Annotated in this window: 20 protein-coding genes; 2 read left to right on the top strand and 18 right to left on the bottom strand. The window is 41.6% G+C overall.

From position 1 onward, the window contains the following. Positions 1-181 precede the first annotated feature (181 nt). From RWS39_RS06535 to ruvB, 5 genes are all read right to left on the bottom strand, one after another. The gene (locus RWS39_RS06535) at positions 182-1,996 is read right to left on the bottom strand and encodes an acyltransferase family protein (protein WP_314481671.1); all 1,815 of its coding nucleotides are present in this window, start codon (positions 1,994-1,996) and stop codon (positions 182-184) included. Further along, positions 1,986-2,399, bottom strand: coding sequence for an MORN repeat-containing protein (locus tag RWS39_RS06530; RefSeq protein WP_005591332.1), 414 nt, complete (start codon positions 2,397-2,399; stop codon positions 1,986-1,988). Before RWS39_RS06530 ends, RWS39_RS06535 begins: the two co-directional genes overlap by 11 nt. 2 nt (positions 2,400-2,401) lie before the next feature. Continuing rightward, on the bottom strand, positions 2,402-2,824 hold the full coding sequence (locus RWS39_RS06525) for a low molecular weight protein-tyrosine-phosphatase (RefSeq protein ID WP_125388375.1): 423 nt from the start codon (positions 2,822-2,824) through the stop codon (positions 2,402-2,404). Between the two features lie 174 nt (positions 2,825-2,998). Continuing rightward, positions 2,999-3,574, bottom strand: coding sequence for a nucleotidyltransferase family protein (locus tag RWS39_RS06520; RefSeq protein WP_314481639.1), 576 nt, complete (start codon positions 3,572-3,574; stop codon positions 2,999-3,001). Then, a complete protein-coding gene (gene ruvB / locus RWS39_RS06515; RefSeq protein WP_314481636.1) occupies positions 3,571-4,569 on the bottom strand; it encodes a Holliday junction branch migration DNA helicase RuvB in 999 nt (332 codons plus the stop codon). The genes RWS39_RS06520 and ruvB overlap by 4 nt, the downstream gene beginning before the upstream one ends. Positions 4,570-4,918: 349 nt before the next feature. On the opposite strand from ruvB, the gene RWS39_RS06510 reads away from it, so the two are divergent. Next, complete coding sequence (locus tag RWS39_RS06510; RefSeq protein WP_179856134.1) at positions 4,919-5,182, top strand: YiaA/YiaB family inner membrane protein; 264 nt, start codon at positions 4,919-4,921, stop codon at positions 5,180-5,182. 100 nt (positions 5,183-5,282) lie between these two features. Here the strand turns inward: RWS39_RS06510 and RWS39_RS06505 are convergent, their stop codons facing one another. From RWS39_RS06505 to RWS39_RS06475, 7 genes are all read right to left on the bottom strand, one after another. Then, the gene (locus tag RWS39_RS06505; RefSeq protein ID WP_314481631.1) at positions 5,283-6,320 is read right to left on the bottom strand and encodes an aldose epimerase family protein; all 1,038 of its coding nucleotides are present in this window, start codon (positions 6,318-6,320) and stop codon (positions 5,283-5,285) included. Between the two features lie 304 nt (positions 6,321-6,624). Then, entirely contained in the window at positions 6,625-7,788 is a 1,164-nt protein-coding gene (locus RWS39_RS06500; RefSeq protein WP_314481628.1) for an SIS domain-containing protein, read from the bottom strand. A 106-nt stretch (positions 7,789-7,894) separates the two neighbouring features. Beyond that, on the bottom strand, positions 7,895-8,299 hold the full coding sequence (locus tag RWS39_RS06495) for a PTS sugar transporter subunit IIA (protein ID WP_048763128.1): 405 nt from the start codon (positions 8,297-8,299) through the stop codon (positions 7,895-7,897). Positions 8,300-8,310: 11 nt separating this feature from the next. Next, positions 8,311-9,129 (bottom strand): PTS system mannose/fructose/sorbose family transporter subunit IID, encoded by an 819-nt coding sequence (locus RWS39_RS06490; protein WP_314481624.1) that lies wholly within the window; start codon positions 9,127-9,129, stop codon positions 8,311-8,313. Beyond that, a complete protein-coding gene (locus RWS39_RS06485; protein WP_314481622.1) occupies positions 9,116-10,030 on the bottom strand; it encodes a PTS mannose/fructose/sorbose/N-acetylgalactosamine transporter subunit IIC in 915 nt (304 codons plus the stop codon). The genes RWS39_RS06490 and RWS39_RS06485 overlap by 14 nt, the downstream gene beginning before the upstream one ends. 26 nt (positions 10,031-10,056) lie before the next feature. Beyond that, a complete protein-coding gene (locus RWS39_RS06480; protein WP_005591342.1) occupies positions 10,057-10,533 on the bottom strand; it encodes a PTS system mannose/fructose/N-acetylgalactosamine-transporter subunit IIB in 477 nt (158 codons plus the stop codon). Continuing rightward, positions 10,530-12,317 carry a glycoside hydrolase family 35 protein gene (locus RWS39_RS06475; protein ID WP_314481611.1) on the bottom strand — a complete coding sequence of 596 codons (1,788 nt, stop codon included), beginning with the start codon at positions 12,315-12,317 and terminating at the stop codon, positions 10,530-10,532. The genes RWS39_RS06480 and RWS39_RS06475 overlap by 4 nt, the downstream gene beginning before the upstream one ends. Positions 12,318-12,458: 141 nt before the next feature. Between RWS39_RS06475 and RWS39_RS06470 the strand changes: the two genes are divergently transcribed. Next, on the top strand, positions 12,459-13,175 hold the full coding sequence (locus RWS39_RS06470; protein ID WP_062005956.1) for a GntR family transcriptional regulator: 717 nt from the start codon (positions 12,459-12,461) through the stop codon (positions 13,173-13,175). Positions 13,176-13,600: 425 nt separating this feature from the next. On the opposite strand, the gene purB is transcribed toward RWS39_RS06470, so the two are convergent. The 6 genes from purB to purE form a co-directional block, all read right to left on the bottom strand. Then, positions 13,601-14,896 carry an adenylosuccinate lyase gene (gene purB / locus RWS39_RS06465; RefSeq protein WP_314481606.1) on the bottom strand — a complete coding sequence of 432 codons (1,296 nt, stop codon included), beginning with the start codon at positions 14,894-14,896 and terminating at the stop codon, positions 13,601-13,603. Between the two features lie 19 nt (positions 14,897-14,915). Further along, positions 14,916-15,665 carry a hypothetical protein gene (locus RWS39_RS06460; RefSeq protein ID WP_314481604.1) on the bottom strand — a complete coding sequence of 250 codons (750 nt, stop codon included), beginning with the start codon at positions 15,663-15,665 and terminating at the stop codon, positions 14,916-14,918. 2 nt (positions 15,666-15,667) lie between these two features. Then, a complete protein-coding gene (locus RWS39_RS06455) occupies positions 15,668-15,892 on the bottom strand; it encodes a phosphoribosylaminoimidazole carboxylase (protein ID WP_314481668.1) in 225 nt (74 codons plus the stop codon). A gap of 123 nt (positions 15,893-16,015) precedes the next feature. Continuing rightward, positions 16,016-18,532, bottom strand: a complete 2,517-nt coding sequence (locus RWS39_RS06450; RefSeq protein WP_314481601.1) for a DEAD/DEAH box helicase — start codon at positions 18,530-18,532, stop codon at positions 16,016-16,018. 27 nt (positions 18,533-18,559) lie between these two features. Beyond that, positions 18,560-19,633 (bottom strand): 5-(carboxyamino)imidazole ribonucleotide synthase, encoded by a 1,074-nt coding sequence (gene purK / locus RWS39_RS06445; RefSeq protein WP_314481598.1) that lies wholly within the window; start codon positions 19,631-19,633, stop codon positions 18,560-18,562. Beyond that, positions 19,620-20,084, bottom strand: a complete 465-nt coding sequence (gene purE, locus RWS39_RS06440) for a 5-(carboxyamino)imidazole ribonucleotide mutase (protein WP_314481595.1) — start codon at positions 20,082-20,084, stop codon at positions 19,620-19,622. Before purE ends, purK begins: the two co-directional genes overlap by 14 nt. Between the last annotated feature and the right edge of the window lie 2 nt (positions 20,085-20,086).

Raw genomic sequence — 20,086 nt, 5'->3', positions numbered from 1 at the left:
TAAACACTTTCAACAAAAGTTCACAAACTTTTTATGGATTATTTTTTAAACACTGATATTTCAGGCTTTTTTACAAAAGTCTCTATATTATTTTCGAAAATTTCACATACTTTTCTCTAAAAATGTGTTAGCGCTTTCTTTTTTGTTATAAAATGAGCTCGGCTAAATAACCGAGCTAGTTTTATGGCTTAACACTGCCACTTGAAGCGGCAACCAAGGCTTCTTTCAACATGTTAGAGTAGAGTTTACCTCCCTCTGCCATAGACTCTGAATCTGCCCCATAATGGACATAGTCTGTTCCAATCCAAATCTGCGGATTGTTAATCGCTACCTGATACCAGTCTGCTACATATACAAAGTCGTATTTCTTAGCAAGTTCAAGTTCGTATTGTCGCATCTTAACAGGAATACTACTTGGATCATTGGCTGTCCGGCCATCATATGGCGTGACTAAAATCAAGCGATGGCCTTTTGGCAAGAGCTCGATATACTGATCCAGCAATTCTTCATAATTGTCAACTGGATTGGTTCCCAATGCCAAGACGACGTTTTGAAGCAGTGTTTGGTTAGCAATATCGTTCTTGAAAAATTCCAGACCAGACACTAAATTACGACTAACAACTGCATCGACTTGAGCGTCAGGTATAGCCTCTTGGATCCATTCAGCAGAGCGCAAAGTGACAGAATCACCAATAACAGTTGTTCCCTCTGCCACGTTATAATTTGTCGCAGTTTTTTGGTCTGCGTGCTTACGGGTTGTCTGCATTTTCGTATCGGCTTGATTCAAAGCATTGACAATCAGGCTTTCCTCAAAGGCACCCACAGACGGAGCCGTGACGGTGATAATAAGCAAGATAAATGTCAGCGGAATGAAACTGTAGAAAATCGGCTTGGTGATGGATGTTACATTCATATCCTTGCCAAAAATCCGAGGCTTCCGTCCAGCTAAAGTCGGCTCTAAGATATAGAAGGAAAGAGCCGCGAAACCAAAACTCAAGATTGTAGTCAAAAGCACAGCCCATCCATTGCTCATCAACTGAGTAAAAATAATATAGAAAGGCCAATGGAAGAGGTAAACACCGTAGCTAGTATCTGCAATAAAGTTGAGAGGACTAGGCTCCTTAATATTTGGCAATTTATCGTGCAAGATGCGGGTTGCTGCTATCATGACACAAGCCAGAAGTGTTGAAATCAAGAAACCAAATAAATAAGTCCACAAGCTGTCAAATTTCAAAATAAAGCTGAGCAAAATAAGAAGAACAAAACTGCCAGCTAAAGCGATCAAGACTTGCTTGATTTCGACCTTTTCTTCCAGTTTCTTCATCTGAACGCCCACATTTCCGACTCCAGAGAAAGTCGCGAGCACCGTTCCCGCAAAGAAAGGAAAGACATGGGTCAAACTTGAGAAATAAATATTGGAATAATTCTTGCTGAAAAAGGCGCCGATAAACATGGCCAAGAAGCTGAACAAAAACAGAGCAGCCGAACTCAGAGAAATCAGTCCCCGATATTGAGCAACTGACTTGCTAATCTTGCTAATGCCCCAAGCAGCTAAGCCCCAGAGGATATAGTAATGCACTTCCAGTGCTAAACTCCAAGTGTGAATCAGCAAATGCGGTACAAACTGGCTTTCATAACTGCCACCCGACATCATTTCATAAAAATTGGTCACAAAACCAAGAGCAGCTGAAATCTGCGTCCCGATACCTGCTACAAAGTCCCGACGGATCAATAAAGTAAAGGGCATGATGACCAAAATCATAAAAACGAGCGGAGGAACGATACGATAAAAGCGCCGTTTCAGAAAGCCCATAATATCAATCGTCCGACTTCTTGTAAACTCATCAATCAATAATGAAGTAATCAAAAATCCTGAAAAAGTGAAAAAGATGTCCACTCCAATAAAACCTCCAGGAAAAACTCCCTGAAAGTAATGATAGAGTAACACCAAGACCAGTCCAGTAATCCGAACCAGTGAAAACCATCTAATGCGCATTTTGATAAATTCCTTGCTTGAACGTTCCTTCATAGACGACATTACTTTCTGTCGTCAGTTTTCCTTTACCATTGGCCTGACCGTTGGCAAATTCACCTTCATATTTCCAACCAGCCTTCGATGTAAAAGTACCCTTACCATCAAAAGTACCATTTTTGAAATGCCCTTTATAGCTATCTCCATTTTTAAAAGTCAGGGTACCTTCGCCATTCATTTTTCCGTGAACTAGACTGCCTTCATATTTTATTTTACCTTGATCCAACGTTAGCGCACCCTTACTAGGGATATTGGAGGTAAACACTAAAATTGCTGACAAGGCAATCACAGTTACTGCTAGGATTTCTAGATTCTGACGGGTCAGATAGATTTTATATTTATCGTAAAATTCTTTTATTTTATCCATTTTCATCCATTTAAGCGTTCTAGCCACTTGTGGCAACCAGCCAAAATCAGCTCATAAGTCTCATCGAAATCACCCGTGTACCAAGGATCCGGAACACCGATATCGGCAAACTGGTAGATTTTATCCTGAAAATCCGCTGGCGCCATTTTCTTCAAATCTCGAATATTGGCTTCATCCATACCGATGATATAATCAAATTCTGCAAAATCTTGCGCTGAAATCTGCTGAGAAGTCTTTCCTTTGTCATAAGAAATCGCATGTTTCTTAAAAATAGCCTGAGTTCCCTGATGTATAGGGTTGCCATGCTCCCAGCTGGACGTCGCACGGCTCTCAATATGTAGGTCATCGGTCAGACTTTTCATAACAAACTCTGCCATCGGACTGCGGCAGATATTTCCTAAACAAACAAATACAATTTTCTTCATAGATCTATTATACCAGAATAAAAAGAAAACTGCGGAGCTTTCTCGATTATTCTGTGACAGCGGAAGCGGACTCTGAAAAACAGCTAATTATACCGTTAGCTTTTGTGTCTGAGTTTCAGAGTGCAGGTCATTTAGGCGATAAGCCACTCAATCTAGCTTGCACCAGATTCAACTTTACTTTTCTTCAGAAAGAGTTTCAAAACTTAATTGTGGCCATTTAGCCTGCCAGTTTTTCTTACGAATTCTTTGCTTATAAAGCTTCTTTCGCTCTGTATCCGCCAAAAAATGTGGTGTCGGCCGCACCTGAAATGCTCGAATATCTGCCAAGCCATAGGGCGCAAAAAGCTCTAGCTTGTCATTTTCCAGCAATCGAAGACCGATAGCCGTGCAGCACTCAGGATACTTGCTCATGGCATCTTTCGAGCTAGTATAGGACCGGGTGTTGGGACTATGAATATGCATATAAACTTGATTTTTTAGCTCCCAAGAATAAGCGGGAAAAGCTTTTCTCAGCTCCATCTCCAGCTGCAAAGTTTTCTCATAGGACACAGTTGGATCAAAGAATATGACATCCACATCTGTTTCAGCATCAAAGCCCGACTTGCCAGACAAGATATTCCAGATAAAATTTCTGATACTGCCCGCAGCCAGCCAAGAATCCTCTAGCTGCAGACTGCGGATTATTTCCAAAATCGCTCGAATATCCTGATCCTGACCCAGCCTCTCTAAAATCTCTTGATCGGTCATCATTCCTTCATATACTCATATCCTAGGTGCTCATAGGCTTTACGAGTTGCCACGCGCCCAGTCCGAGTCCGCATGACAAAGCCCTTCTGAATCAGGTAAGGCTCATACATGTCCTCCACCGTTTCACGCTCCTCAGCAATATTGACTGAAAGTGTCCCCAATCCGACTGGACCACCCCCATAAACTTCAATCATGGTTCGTAGGATTTTCTGATCCACATAGTCCAGCCCTTCTCGATCCACGTCCAGCATGGATAAGGCCTTGTCTGTGATCTGAGCATCAACCAGACCATTCCCCATAATCTGGGCGTAGTCCCGCACCCGCTTGAGCAGACGATTGGCAATCCGCGGCGTGCCCCGGCTACGTAAAGCCAGCTCTCGAGCAGCCTCGTGGGTAATATCCATCTCAAAAATCTCTGCCGTCCGCTCGACGATTTCGGTCAGGTCGCTGGCTTCATAATACTCCATGTGACCGGTAATCCCAAAACGAGCCCGCAGAGGATTGGACAGCATGCCTGCCCGAGTAGTCGCCCCAATCAGAGTGAAAGGTGGCAATTCCAGATGGACGCTGCGACTGGTTTCGCCAGTTCCAATCATAATGTCGATGTAAAAGTCTTCCATAGCGCTGTAGAGCACTTCCTCTACCGCCATAGGCAAACGGTGAATCTCATCGATAAAGAGGACATCGCCCGGTTCCAAATCATTGAGAATGGCCACCAAATCACCAGCCTTTTCAATGACCGGACCAGAAGTCTGCTTGATATTCACACCGAGTTCGTTGGCGATGACGAAGGCCATGGTCGTCTTTCCTAGACCCGGAGGTCCAAAAAGCAAGGCATGATCCAAGGCCTCATCCCGCAATTTAGCCGCTTCGATAAAAATCTTCAGCTGATCCTTGACCTTATCCTGACCGATATATTCTCGTAAATACTGAGGACGAAGAGTACGTTCTACTAGCTCCTCATCCCCCATTAATTCATTATCTAAAATTCTACTCATAGAACTATTATAGCAAAAAATAAGGCAGAGGAAGCAATCCGACCCGCTTCTGAGCACAAAAAAAGCCACCGAATTTGGTGGCTCTTATGGGAGATTATTATGAAAAAGTTTTAGGATTTCTATCAAATAAAGTTAGGAGGTCTTCATTTGATGGTATTAGTATAACGTCCTTATCTTAAAATTTGCTTAAAGAAAAAATATTTTTTAAAAAATAAAATACTTTTAAACATCTTACTAAGATGACACAAACTAATATGAATTGTTCAGTCTGATTAAAATAGCCTCTATTTCATTGACTGTCTCAAAAACTCATGATACAATGAAAAAAATCGAAAAGGAGATTTTAGATATGAACAACCTTAAAAAGAAAACTTATCGGAATACACCAGCCTTTATGTTTATGGCTTGGGGCTCATTCGCCTTCTTTGTAACTCTTGTTCTCGTCGGCCTCTATACCTTGAAAGAGCCTTTGATGGTTAAAGGATACTATCTCATGGGTTCTGTCGGACTGATTTCTTCTTCATTCACTCTTGCAAAAGTTATCCGTGATAACCAAGAAGACGAAGAGCGTTACAATCAATTTTTCCAACCACAAGACTTAGATAACCAATAAAATAAATAGTAAAAACGGCAGAGGGGGATTCTGCCGTTTTCTTGTATCTGAGGCTGATATCGCCATGTGAGATACACTTCAAATGAAGCAAATTTAGTATTTATTTCACACCTGCAAAATAAACGGTGGTGCTGGTGAAGAGGCTTCCTGCCTTGAGAATGACCTGATCTTTCAAGTCACTATGAATCGCATCAGGCAAGGCCTGTGCCTCCAACGCCAGACCATTATGCTGAATCATTGGCTGTCCATTGATGATAACTGACTCATCGACAAAATTTGCCGAATAAGTCACGACACAAGGAGCATCTGTACGGAAAGTTAGGTAACGACCTGATGCCGCATCATAAAGGCAACCTGCCTCTTCCTGCTCTTTATCTAGAGCAAAGGGATGATCCAGCCCTGACACGACCTGAATTTGCTCGTCTGGATCTGCAAAAATTTCTTTCAGCGCTAGACCTGTTTGTAGGCCTTTGACAAAGCCGCGATTCGCATCCACTTCTTTTGCTGGCACGCCGTCAGGAGCAATCGGATACACCCCTTTGGTATGCAGCTGGAGGACATGCTGATCAATCGGCTGACTAAAATTACCTGACAGATTGAAATAGCTGTGGTTGGTCGGATTGACCAAACTATCCTGATCTGTCTGAACCTGATAGGAAATCTCAATCTCCCCTTTTTCCGATAAGTAATAGGAAATCCAGATTTTTAAATTTCCAGGAAAACCGCCCGTCCCATCTGGGCGCTCTGTGTAAAATGTGACGCCCTCGTTTGTGACTTCCTCTGTCTGGAAAATCACACCGTCCCAGCCAGTAGAGCCACTGTGATTGCAATTCTGACCATTATTAACTTCTAGCTGATAGGACTGCCCATTCAGCTCAAAGCTAGCCTTTGCAATCCGCCCTGCAACTGGTCCCACGCTGGCCCCATGCTTAGGACTATTGCCAACATAATCCTCAAAACGATCAAAGCCTAAAATAATATTGGCAAAATCACCATTTTTATCCGGCGTCCGATATTCTAAAATCGTTGCGCCATAGTTCATGACCTTGAAGCGATAGCCTAGCTCATTTTCAAAGGTGTAGGCTAAGACATCCTGTCCTTTAAAAGTACCAAAAATAGATTCTTGATAAGATTTCATACAATCTCCCTCTGTCTCGAGTCTGGGACAAAAGTCCTAGCCTCTCAATTGTCTTTGGATTGTCGAGCAAGACGCAGTGGTTGAGTGGGCTCTACTACACTGATTTCATCAGCTTTTTCAGCCCTACTCAACTGTGCGGAGGTGGGACGATGAAATCGAATTCTAACGAATTACCGATTTCTGTCCCACTCTCTTTCTTGACTTAGTCAGGGGACAAGGATGGAAGGCCATCCTTTTGATCTGAAAGTCTTTTTAATAACTAGCTTTCCCATGACTAATGTTTGACTTTTCCATATTTAGCTTTCTACTGCTGGAAAGGGTGGATGATAACTCCCTGAACGACCCGATTGACCGTACCTGTCGGAGACGGTGTATCTGGTCGATTTTTTACTTTCAAAGAAGTTAAGAGAGAGAAGAGCTGAGCATAGACGATGTAAGGGAAGGCTCGATAGCTATCTTCCAAGATATCACTTTCAAGAACCACTTGCTCAACATTTTCCAAGTCTTCTCTGTGCTCTGTAAAGAAGACCACCTTGCGAGCAATCTGATCTCCTGCCACTTCACGCACCAAATCCAAGTCGTAACGTTTGGTGTATGCATCCCTTGAGCCAAATACCAGCACAAGCGTTTCTTCGTTAATCAGAGATTTTGGTCCATGGCGGAAGCCAACTGGGCTTTCATACATGGTCGCAACTTTCCCAGCGGTCAACTCCAAAATTTTCAGCTGTGCTTCGTGCGCCAGACCAAAGAATGGCCCTGCCCCAAGGTAAATGACACGGTTAAAGTCTAATTCTGTCAAAGCTTGAACGTCAGCTACATCTGCCAAAACCTTTTGACTCAAGGCAATCAACTCAGCTACTCTTGCTTCTTTTTGAGCCAAATCTGCTGGGTCAAAAACCAGAAGAGTTGTCAGCATCATAGAGGTGAAGCTGGAAGTCATGGCAAAGCCAGCATCATTTGATGGAGCTGGTTGCAATAAGAGGAGATTCCGCTCATCACCATGTGCCTGCTGAGCTAGTTTCCCCTCTGCAGCGCAGGTGATAGTCACTTGATAAAGCTCATCAACCAACTGCTTGGCCAAGTCCACTGTCGCAACACTTTCTGGCGAATTACCACTGCGGGCAAAAGAAACGAGAACCGTTGGAATATCCTTGTGCAGATGCACCTCAGGACCAGCCACAATATCAGTCGTCGCAACCGAATTAAAATTCCATTTGCGCTCGTCATAAAGCTTTCTGAAATACGGCAACAGCGTATCGCCCACATAAGCCGAAGTTCCCGCACCTGTAAAGATAACTTTTATATAATCATGCTTTTCTTCGATACCTTTTAGAAAAGCAGCGACTTGGTCAGCTTGAGCCTTGTAATGATTAAAAGCTGTCTGCCAAACATCTGGCTGTTGGTAGATTTCACGCGTGGTGATTTCCGCGCCTAATTCAACTAGTTTCTCTTTTGAATAATCTAGCATGGTAGTCCTTTCAAAATAAACATTGATATATTAGTTATTTTCTTTTAAAAGAGGGAATGGGAAAATTCCCCACTCCCCTTCATTTCTTTTTCCTTACAAAACAGTCCTACTCATCCTCATCATCTGATAAGCCTGCTAAAATATCATTGACTTTAACGATATTTTCGACTGCATTTTTCGGATAGTCAACATCAGCTCCTGTCAGAGAAGCATTGAGAAACTCAATTACCATCGGCAGATTCATGCCGGCGTACAAGTCAATATCCTTACCTTCTAAAATAAGGCGGCTGACTACATTACATGGTGTGCCTCCCAAAAGATCTGCAAAGACAATATAGTCCTCAAAATCCTTGACTGTGTCTAAGAACTTAGCTGTGAAATCATCTGGTCCCTCCTCTGGTAACAAGGCAACGGCATGAATATCCGCTTGAGGCCCCATAATCATCTCAGTCGTTGTTTTCAGTTCTTCACAAAAGCGACCATGACTAATCAAAATTAATTGTTTGCTCATAATTTACACCATTATGCCATTCCAAAGAAGAAATGACCAAATGCTGAGAAAGCAATCGCTGCAATAATAATGAGCAAGATAGCTTTTGTAGAGTTCATACCCTTACGTCCAAGCAACCAGAAGATTGCGCCTGTGATCATTGCTGGTACCAATCGTGGGAAGATAAGGTTAAGCATGTCTTGAATTTCAATTGCTTTGTCCCCGATGTGTGGAGCCCAAGAAACTTCAACACCAATCATGCTGGCAATCAAGGCACCAACCATGAAGACACCAAGTACAGATGCAGCATCAATCAAAGCTGTTAAAGTACTTTGCATGTTATTGATGAGGTTAACCCCTTCTTTATAGGCAAATTCCAATTGTTTCCAACGGAAAATGTCGTAAGCAACTGCTACAGCAATCCACAAGAAGATACCGGCTGGGTTTCCTGCAACAGCCAAAGTTGCCGCAATTGAACCCATAATAGCTGGTACCAATGATCCAAATATTGAGTCTCCAAGAGGAGCGAATGGTCCCATGAGACCTGTCTTGATACCATTGACCGCATCTTTTGATTTCACACCATCTTTTTCTTCCAAAGCAAGGTCAAAACCAGTGATAATGGTGTGGAAGAATGGTGAGGTATTGAAGAATTGCGTATGCAATTTCATCATTTCTTTCAGTTCAGGTGTACCATCTCCATACATTTTGCGCAATTGTGGCAAAATCATGTAAAGGTAACCAGAAGCCTGCATACGCTCATAGTTCCAACCCAATTGGAAGGTAAACAAGCTACGTTTGTTAATCTGTTTAAAATCTTCTTTTGTTAGTTTGTAATTAGAATTCGTCATCTTCAATTTCCCCGCTTTCTGATTCAGTTACTGGAGCAGCTACGACTGTACGTTGGCTGTTTTTGAAGTGTTGTACTGCAAGGAAGACACCGATGATGGCGATACCAATCATAGATACACTCTTGAAGTTGTTAACAAAAGTAATAGCTTGTTCTTTTGGAAGTTTAGAGAACACTTCAGAACCAACAATGCTAGACACTGCAGCACCAAGGCTTTGAACATTACTGTAAAGCACTGTCAACATAGCTGTCAAGCCAAATCCAAGTGCCAAATAGTGAAGGTTGCGTTTCACTGGGAGATAACGAAGCAAGATTGCAAATCCAAGGCCTGGAAGCATTTGACCTGCAAGTTTCAAACCGTTTGCCAACCATTGTACATTACTGAGACCTGTAACAACAGTTTCTACAAAAGCTCCACCAAAGGCAAGGGCAAAGAAGACTGGGAGGGCACGAGAAAGAGCCCAAGGAATCGCACCAAGAAGATAGTTGCGTTCGATGCCTTTGTAGTCAAAGCGTTCAATCGCAGCATCCACACGGTGAGCGAAGTAAGTTGTCGTCATACGACCAAGAATATCAAAGTATGTCAACAAAGTTGCTACCGGCACAGCGATTGTAGCAATAGCAAGCTCTGGATCAAGACCTTGAGCTACTGAGAAGGCAGTCGCAAGAACCGCACCAGAAGTAGCGTCAATACGAGAAGCACCACCGAAGGTACCAACACCGAGTACCACCAATTGAAGGTTGGCACCAATCAATAAACCTGTAGGTAAATCTCCCATGATGAGACCTGTGATAAATCCAGCAAATACAGGTGAACCTGCTGAAGAAACGATCGTCAACTCATCGCAGATTTGATAAGCTGAGTACAGAGTGAGTAGTAAAATTTGCCACCATTGTATCATGACAATGACCTCCTAAAAATTTTTCCTTATTTTAACAAATTCATAAAATCCGCGACCGGATCATTTGGAACCATCTGAGCTGTCAGCTTCACCCCTTTTTCATGCAACTTTTGGAAAGCTTCCACATCCGCATCAACCACATTGATAGAGCGAGTGATGGGACGAGTTTCGTCTGACTGAGACATATTTCCGACATTCAGTGTTTCCAGTGGAACTCCAGCTTCTACCAAACGAAGGAAACGGTCTGGTTTACGAGCGACGATAAAGAGTCGTTGTGAGTCATACTTACCAGCCAAGATGTTTTCTGCTGCTTTAGCAATTGGCAAAATGCTAAGCTTCACTCCTGGCGGCGTTGCCAACTTGAGTCCGCTCTTTTCGATAGCATTTTCAGCTACCTCATCGTCAATCACCATAATGCGTGAAATGTTGAGCTTGGTAGTCCAGAGATTGGCTACCTGTCCATGGATCAAACGTCCATCGATACGTGCACCTACGATTGTCATAAATTTTCCCCCTTTATTGTTTTAAATGTAGGTTGGTTAACTAAGTTAATTGATTCTTCATATTCCCCTTCCGTTTCAAAAATGATGATTCGGTTATGTCCTTCTTTCAGAAGGCTATGCGGAATATAAAGCGATAAGGTTGGTCCGACATTCCAGAAACGGCCGATGTTGACGCCATTTACAAAGGCAAGGCCCTTTCCAAAACCGGACAAGTCTAAATAAGCATCTTTAAGCGCTTTCATTTTGAAGTCAAAAGCGTAGAAAGCTGGTTGCTCTGGCTGCCATCCTTTTGAAAAATCGATGTTTTCTGTGTTTTCAAAAGAAAGTGGATACTGTTGCCAATTCAGCAAGAAGTGCAAATCCTTGCAAACACCCGTCCGAATCCCTTTTCGCTGGGTATCTGCCAATAACTTATGCCCGTAGTTGACCCGCCCCATGTTTTCCATCAGAATGTCAATACGGTGGGTGGCTTTCTTTTCCCCAGCAACAAAGATATCTTGACCAATCTCTGCTTGATACTGGGTTTCCATAAGCTTGCCGTCCACAAAAAGCTGCATCCGGTCTCGCCCGTCAATCACCCGAATTTTTTCCTCATCCGCATCCCAGCTGGCTTCGGTACGGTAAAGTAAGTAGCCATAACTCTGTCCTAAATCCTCCATTTTGACAGGATAGAGACTCTCTACTGGCTGAGCCAAATCAGCTAATGTTTCAAACAAACTCACTTTCTCACTCAGAGCAATGTCTCTCAATTCAAAAGATTCTTTTGTGAGCGGTTTCATTTGTGGGTACTCAGGATAGTAGGTCTCCATCATTTTTTGCACTGCAAAATATTTCGGAGTTGGATTTCCCTGCTCATCGAGCAGGGCATCGTAATCATACGAAGTCACCTGTGGTAAATCCGTCACACCTCTGGCCGAGCAGCCATTCATGAAGCCAAAATTGGTGCCGCCGTGAAACATATAGAGGTTGATAGAGCCTTGTTTCAGAACCTCATGGACAGCTTGAGCCAGTTCCTCAAGATCCCTTTTGATAATTGGCTCTTTCCAACGATTGAACCAACCATCCCAAAACTCCATACACATGAGCGGCCACTTTTTGCCATGCTCATCAAAGAATTCCTGCATCTGGGCAAAATTATAATCTGCCTTGGAGCCGAAATTTCCTGTAACAAATAAATCTTCCTCAATCAGCGTGCCAGCTCTCAGCGTGGCCTGCCAAGGACCATCCGATGTAAAGAGCGGACAATCAACGCCTCGGTCCAACATCATCTGCCGAATCGCTCTCAGGTAGTCTTTATCCTCCCCGTAAGAGCCATATTCATTTTCCACTTGCATCATGAGGATATTCCCACCCTTGTCCAAGAGCCTTGGAACCAAGCGAGGAAGCAACTCATCATAGTAGTCTGCAACAGCCTGAAGATAAGGAGCATCAGAAGAACGGATTCTCATATCCTCAGTCAAGAGCCAGGCTGGCATGCCGCCAAATTCCCACTCCGCACAGATAAAGGGCGAAGGGCGAACGATGGCATACAATCCTAAATCTTGAGCAATCTGAAGAAACTTCTCAATATCTAAAATCCCTTGAAAGTCAAACCGACCTTTCTTTGGCTCGTGCATGTTCCAAGGAACATAGGTCTCAACTGTATTGAAGCCTAGGGCTTTAAGATTATAGAGCGAGTGATACCAGTCTTCCGGCTGAATCCGAAAATAGTGAATCGCTCCCGACAAAATCTTAAACTCCTGACTATCCAAGTAGAAAGAAGAGCCTATTTCAAATCTCTTCATCTCCCTATTCCTCCTAGATTTAAAACGCTTTCATTTCTTGTTAATATTAATATAATAAACTTTTACATAAATGTCAACATTTTTTTAAAAAATATGTTAAAATCAATATAGAGAGGGATAAAAAAAAGAGAGGTGAGCACAATGGCTATTCCTAAATATCAACAAATCAAAGATGACTTGAAGCAACAAATCATTTCTGGTAACTTTGAAAACGGTGATAGATTCTACACAGAAGCTGAGTTAATCAAGATGTTCAACGTCAGTTCCATCACCGTTGTCCGCGCTTTGAACGAACTTGCGAATGATGGCTACATCATCCGTCAGCAAGGAAAGGGAACGTTTGTTTCACGCGCAAGAAAACACAAGCGTGTGGAATTCTCTGATATCGAAACTTTCCCTATCCAAAAGGATAAGGTGACTGTTCTGTCTATCAAACGCGGAAATGAATTGAAAATCTTGGACAAACTAGAACTAACTCCGTCCCAGTTCTACTACAAGATTGACCGTATCAGAAGGACCGGCGATAAAGTCTATATTTATCACCAAACCTACATTCCTGAACAGTACATCAATCCAAACTATCCAGATTTGGACTACTACAGCTCGATCTACAATCGCTTCAAGACGGATTATCACATCCACATGAATGATGAGTATTTCGAAGAAACCAACGAAATCGTCTTTCCAACGCCAAAAGACATTGCTAAGACCTTGGAAATTGATCCAAACTTCCCAACTGTGCATCAAGTCAAGATCACAAAACTGGAAAATACCGGACAAATCCTAGAATACAGCGAAACCTACAAGCGTGGCGATTTCTTCAAAATCAAATTTATTTCTTCTAGTCGCGATCATTAATCTGAAAAACGATGGTTCTCATGAGCTGTCGTTTTTCATTTTCTGACCAACTAGCCTATCATTATTATAAACCTATCTATACCAATTTGCAATACATTTGAACGATTTTTGTTTAATAAAAATCAAAAAATGACAGAAAATAAACAGAATTTTTTAATTTCGTATATTTTTTTACTATTCTAGGAGTGAAAACCAACAAAAACGGAACTTTCTATATCAGGCGAGAATAATAAAAAAGAGAGGCTGGGACAAAAGTCCTAGCCTCTCAATTGTCTTTGGATTTTCGAGCAAGACGCAGTGGTTGAGTGGGCTCTACTACGCTGATTTCATCAGCTTTTACAGCCCTACTCAACTGTGCGGAGGTGGGACGACGAAATCGAATTCTAACCAATTACCGATTTCTGTCCCACTCTCATCTTTTTTGTTTAATCCAGCCCCACGCGCCTGAAGATTTCATCTACGCGCTTGGTGTAGTAAGTAGGGTTGAAGATTTCATCAATCTCTTCCTGAGTCAGACGGGAAGTGACCTCTGAATCCGCTTCGAGCAGAGGCTTGAAGTCCACTTGATTGTCCCAAGACTGGGCAGTCTTTGGCTGCACCAAGTCATAAGCTTGCTCCCGCGTCATGCCTTTTTCGATCAAGGTCAACATGGCACGTTGGCTGAAGATAAGACCGAAAGTTGAGTTCATGTTGCGAATCATGTTTTCTGGGAAGACGGTTAGGTTCTTGACGATATTTCCAAAACGGTTGAGCATGTAGTCGATCAAAATAGTCGTATCTGGTGTGATGATACGCTCAGCTGATGAGTGGGAAATATCACGTTCGTGCCAGAGAGCAACGTTCTCATAGGCTGTCACCATGTGACCACGGATAACACGCGCCAGACCAGTCATATTTTCAGAACCGATTGGGTTGCGTTTGTGAGGCATTGCTGAAGAACCTTTTTGCCCCTTAGCAAAGAACTCTTCTACTTCGCGTTGTTCTGATTTTTGCAGACCACGAATCTCAGTCGCCATACGTTCAATAGACGTTGCAATCAAGGCTAGGACTGAGAAGTATTCAGCGTGGAGATCGCGTGGCAAGACTTGAGTCGAAATCTCCTGCGGACGGATGCCTAATTTCTCACAGACATAGCTTTCCACAAATGGTGGGATGTTGGCAAAGTTCCCAACCGCACCAGAAATCTTACCAGCTTCTACACCCGCAGCCGCATGCTCGAAACGCTCGATATTGCGCTTCATTTCGCTGTACCAAGTCGCCAATTTAAGACCAAAAGTTGTCGGCTCCGCATGCACACCGTGGGTACGACCCATCATGATGGTGAACTTGTGCTCCTTAGCCTTGTCAGCGATGATGTTGGTGAAGTTTTCAAGGTCACGACGGATGATGCCGTTGGCTTGCTTGTAGAGGTAACCGTAGGCCGTATCCACCACGTCGGTAGAAGTCAATCCATAGTGAACCCACTTGCGTTCTTCGCCAAGCGTTTCAGAAACCGCACGCGTGAAAGCCACCACATCGTGACGAGTCTCTTGCTCAATCTCTAAAATACGGTCGATGTCAAAGTCCGCCTTCTCGCGAATCAAAGCCACATCTTCCTTAGGGATTTCTCCCAACTCAGCCCATGCTTCGTCAGCCAAGATTTCCACCTCAAGCCAAGCACGGTATTTATTTTCTTCACTCCAAATGTTCGCCATCTCAGGGCGAGAGTAACGGTTGATCATTGTTCGTGTTCTCCTCTAACTATAATCTTTTTGATAAATCTTCGATTTCATCCACTTTTTTAATAAAATCGTACGACAACGTTTCGGACATATCCCGTAAATTTGCAAAAACACTAATTTCATTTTTTAAGCAGTCAATAATTGGTAACAAATCTGCAAATCGCTTGTTATTTGGTAAAGTTACATTTAAATATGTCAAACCATCTTGAATACTTTTAATTAATTGAGCTCGTCTCAGATAAAATTCTATGTCAGATAAATATTTACGTGCGTTAGGTTTAACCAGTACAGCTATTTCCGAGTCCATATCATGTCCTTTTTCTATCAACTCCTCTTTAAACCATTCAAAAACTTCTGGCTTCTTTTTAATCTGTTCAAAAAAATCCTCTATTATAGTCTTTATATCAGATTTTGAAACCGATGAGTCTTTAATTTTAGAAAAAATATATTCTATTTGATTGTAATCAAATTCCGAAGAATCTATATCGTTTTCTATTTCATCATATTTATTCACATATTTAAGTATTTTTTTCTTAGGTGTGAACTCATTATAAAATTCTCTGCAATCACGAATCAGATTTAACACCCACGTTAAAATCTCTTGTTTTTTTTGTTCTTTATTGGTTTTTTTCAAATTTATTTGCTGAATAATTAATGTTATTATCACACCAAATAATGCTAGAACGCCTGGTAAAATAGTAAGTAAATTGGCTTTAATTGTTATTTTTTGAATTTCATCCAATAACATCTCATTAGTAACATTATTCAATATCAAAACTCCTCTTTCCCAATCCATACTGATGGGTAGTGATCTAGTGTATTCAAATCCGTATCTAGCGGTAAATCATAGATAGCTAAATAGTTTTCAGGGTATTGTGCAACTAGCTCTTCATACTTAGATTTCACTTTTTCGTGATTGCTACTAGCATACAAGACTTCGACGACTGCCCCAGTCTTCTCTTTTTCAACAAATGCATTGACGATGAGTTGAATCATACAATTGATAAAGTCCGTAGCTTCGTATTCTATTGAATGAATACGAAGCCCCACTGTTCCTTTCCTTTATATTGCTTTTATTTCTAGCTAGTATCCTATTTCCTCCACTGTTATAATCAACCTTTATTTAGCTTTGGTAAAGAAATGATGTTCAATTTGTGTAATATCAAGGTTAGTTCTGAAGAAATATTGTTGCAATTGTTCTTTTGTTAGACCATCAAAATTTACATTTAATAATTGATTTAATTGTTCTATTTTATCTTTAAGCCTATTAAGTTTCTCTGTCGAAACAATATACATATTATCTGAAAACTGAACTTCTCTTTCTTTCTCAGACTTTGCATGGAATAAAATCAATTTTTGATTGTACATATTACCATAATTATTAGTGAACCACAATTCTGAATGAAGTAATTGTTCTATATCACCTTTATTAATATTGTTAATTTCTCTATTTTTGCATTCTATAACAAACTGAAAGTCTCTAGAAAGCCACAGATTATCTGGTCCGCCGTCATCTTTTATCTTTTCCGGTCTGGTTGACTGTAAGCCAAGCAATTTCCCCAAATCTTCAATTGCTTTTTCAAAATGTTCTGAAGATGTCTCATTGCCATAACGTAATCTGCTTATAATATCATTTATAAATTTACTAAGTGAATATTTATCACTATGGTCTGTAATAAATTTAAATGATGCTTCTATTATATCTGGTGCTTTTAGCGCTTTTTGGTATCCTGAAGTTTCCGGTTTAAAAGCATAATCCCATTCTTCAAATGCTAGGTTTTGTAAATTTTGAGAGTTTTGAATATCACCACTATAAAATCTAACCTCTGCTTCCTCTTGATAAATCCTACCAAGTTCGTTCCCAGTTTTATCAGCTTGCAAAGCTTCCAACTTAGATATGGAAGTAGCAAAATCATGTCTTACATACTGCTTATAGGAATCGTACTCATTTTCAATATCAGAGATATCTGTATGTGCTAACTCAGACACATTCACTTCAGATAATTTATCTTTAGCATACTTTACCCAGCTTGGATTTCTACTCAAACAGTAGTTGATTGACTTCACAATTTCTTCTTTTGCAGCTTTAACATCTGAAATTACAAATCCAGAAACTAGTTCATTACTAATAGAAAGTTGGGCTTGAGTTGCTAAAGAAAAATATTTCATATTTGATTTCAGGCTAATAAAATCGATGAGTTTGTCTCCAAGCAACAAAACTACACTATAGTCGCTATTTGATCGTACCGTTCTCCCTAGCCCTTGTTCAATTTTTTGAACGATTTTTAATTTCCAGTTGTCATCTTGAGAGGTAGTGGAAATAGCCTTATCTTTATTTGTAGAAAACTCAGGTAAACCATCCAAAATAAGAATATGTGATTGTTCTCCTGGAAAGTCTATTCCCTCATATCTATTTACTAATACTACTTGTTCCCTGTTCCCAGACTCTATTCCGCTAAAGATATCTTCATAATTTGAATTATCAATTATCTTCGCACCTAACTTCTCCCATTCTTGTGTTATCGATGAATTTCGAGAAGGTACTATAACAACCAGTCCCATATTTTGTTTTTTACACTCAGTAATCATCCAATTTCTTATAATGCTATCAGTTATATCTTTATGATACTTAGTAGGTGCTAGTATCATTCTCTCGCCAACATCAACAACATAGCTGTTTGTCACAATAGGATTTTCAATTGCACTTTTTTCAATTCCTAATTCTTCCCTCAAATCCTTTTCATTTATAGTGGCAGATAGAATATATCGATGTTTAGCATTACTAAACGACGGTATTTGTTCGATAGGATTATATTTAGGTGTAATCTCAATTTGTGTTCCAGAAATATAACAGCGAGAAAAATCTAATAAATTTTGTATCATACGATACTCAAAATCTGCACTTTCTTGTGAGAAATAGGTGTTTAGAATCTCTTTCACATCTCTAATTTTCAATAGCCATTCCCAATATGGAACTTGAATACTCACGCTGGCGTCAGACCTTTGAATTGAATTGTATTTTCCATAACTTTGCCTTTCAATTTCTGCTTTGAATAATTCAAAAATTCCATTAAAGGCTGGAGTATCATTTTTTATTATAATCGTCGAACTATTTCTAGCATAATCAACACAAGAGTGTGCATCATCTATTAGAACACTACCTATTTTTAATATACTAGCTGTATTAGTGAAATCTTTAACTCCAAAAATGGACTTCCCGTTAAAAAGTTTAGAAAAAGTCGTCACTAATATTTTTTCAGCATTTTTAAACTCTATCGGAATACGATTATCGTCGCCTATTTCACAAACATCCATTCCGTAATGGCTTGCTTGCTTTACAGTCTGTTCTACAAGTTGCTTTGTTGGGCATAAATATATTGCTGGCTCTTTCTCCTCAACCAATTTAGATTGAAGCATCAGCAAACCAACTAGCGTTTTACCGGCTCCTGTATGCATTACACCAACGATATCACGTTCAGTTCGCCGTTCATTCCATTCTTTTAAGAAATCTGCTTGGTTTGTTCGAAGATATCCAAAACCATCCTTTTTATCCAAATAATTAAATATTTGAATTGGATCACTACTAACGACTGTATCTGTATTTGTTCTGTTAAAAATTAAATCATCAATGCCCATTATTACTTTCCTCTTACCTAAGAAAAATTAAAACTCCTCTACCTCATCCGGCGCATCACTAAACAAAGTCACGTGTCCCATTTTGCGGTTGTGTTTCGCTTCTATTTTACCATACAGGTGGAGGTGAGCGCTTGGATTTTCTGTGACATATTTTTCAGCGGCCTCAGCATGCTGGCCGAGAACATTGAGCATGACGGCTGGCGCATGCAGGTGGATAGCTGGCAACGGTGCTCCCAGAACGCCCAGAATATGGGTGTCAAACTGCGAGAAGTCACAGGCTTCAATAGAGTAGTGCCCAGAGTTGTGTGGGCGCGGAGCAATCTCATTGACGATGATGTCATCAGCGGTCGCAAACATTTCCACGCAGAGGGTTCCAGACAGCTTGAGCTGTTCTGCGATTCGTACCGCCATGGCTTTGGCCTTGTCAGCTAGACTTTCTGAAATGCGGGCTGGCACAATGGTCTTAGACAGGATATTGTTGCGGTGGATATTTTCCTGAACTGGGAAAACCGTCACATCCTTGCCATTTCCTGATACGATGACAGAAATTTCAAGATCAAAATTGACAAATTCTTCCAAAACACAGTCTGCTGAATCGGCTAGAGCACGGGCTTCTTCCAAGTCTACTTCTGAACGAATGACCTTTTGCCCATGCCCATCGTAGCCACCAGTCGCAGTCTTGAGGACATAGTTTTTCGACAGGTCAATATCCGCCAAGTCTTGGCTAGAAGTCACGACCTTGTAGGGTGCCACGGTGACTTTAGCCTTGTTTGAGAGGAAGTCCTTTTCAAAAATGCGATTTTGAGAAATGCGGAGCAGGTCCGTCCCTTGAGGGAGCTGACCATCCTTGATAACGGCATCCAAACCGTCCGCATCGACATTTTCAAACTCATAGGTCAGGACATCGCAACGCTCAGCCAGCTGACGCAGGGCAGCCACATCGTTATAAGGCGCCACGATAAGCTCTGCCACGCGAGAGGCTGGACAATCCGCCGCTGGATCCAGCGCGATGACCTTATGCCCCATGTAGATAGCAGAAATGGCCATCATCTGGCCCAGCTGACCGCCACCGATGATTCCGATTGTTTTAGATGAGCTCATTCGTAGACTCCTCAGCGATTTTTCCTTGTTCTTCTGCATAATCTGCCAATGCTGTCGCGATAGCCTGATCCTCTACTGACAGGAGACGGAGGGCGAAGAGAGCCGCATTTGTCGCACCAGCTTCACCAATAGCCATTGTCGCAACAGGCACACCGCCCGGCATCTGAACGATAGAATAGAGCGAGTCCACGCCACTAAGCGCGCGTGATTTGACCGGTACACCGATGACAGGCAGAGTGGTCTTAGCCGCTACCATTCCTGGCAAATGGGCCGCGCCACCAGCACCTGCGATGATGACCTTTATGCCACGGCTACGTGCTTCTTCTGCATGCTTGAACATGAGGTCTGGTGTGCGGTGGGCAGAGACAACCTTCTTTTCGTAGGCTACACCGAAGCGATCTAAGACTTCAGCTGTTTTTTGCATGGTTGCCCAGTCGGATTTGGAGCCCATGA

This window comes from Streptococcus cristatus (assembly GCF_963529205.1).
GTDB classification, from domain to species: Bacteria; Bacillota; Bacilli; order Lactobacillales; family Streptococcaceae; genus Streptococcus; species Streptococcus cristatus_O.
The sequence above is the reverse complement of the archived record's forward strand: the minus strand, read 5'-3'. Positions and strand labels throughout refer to the sequence as shown.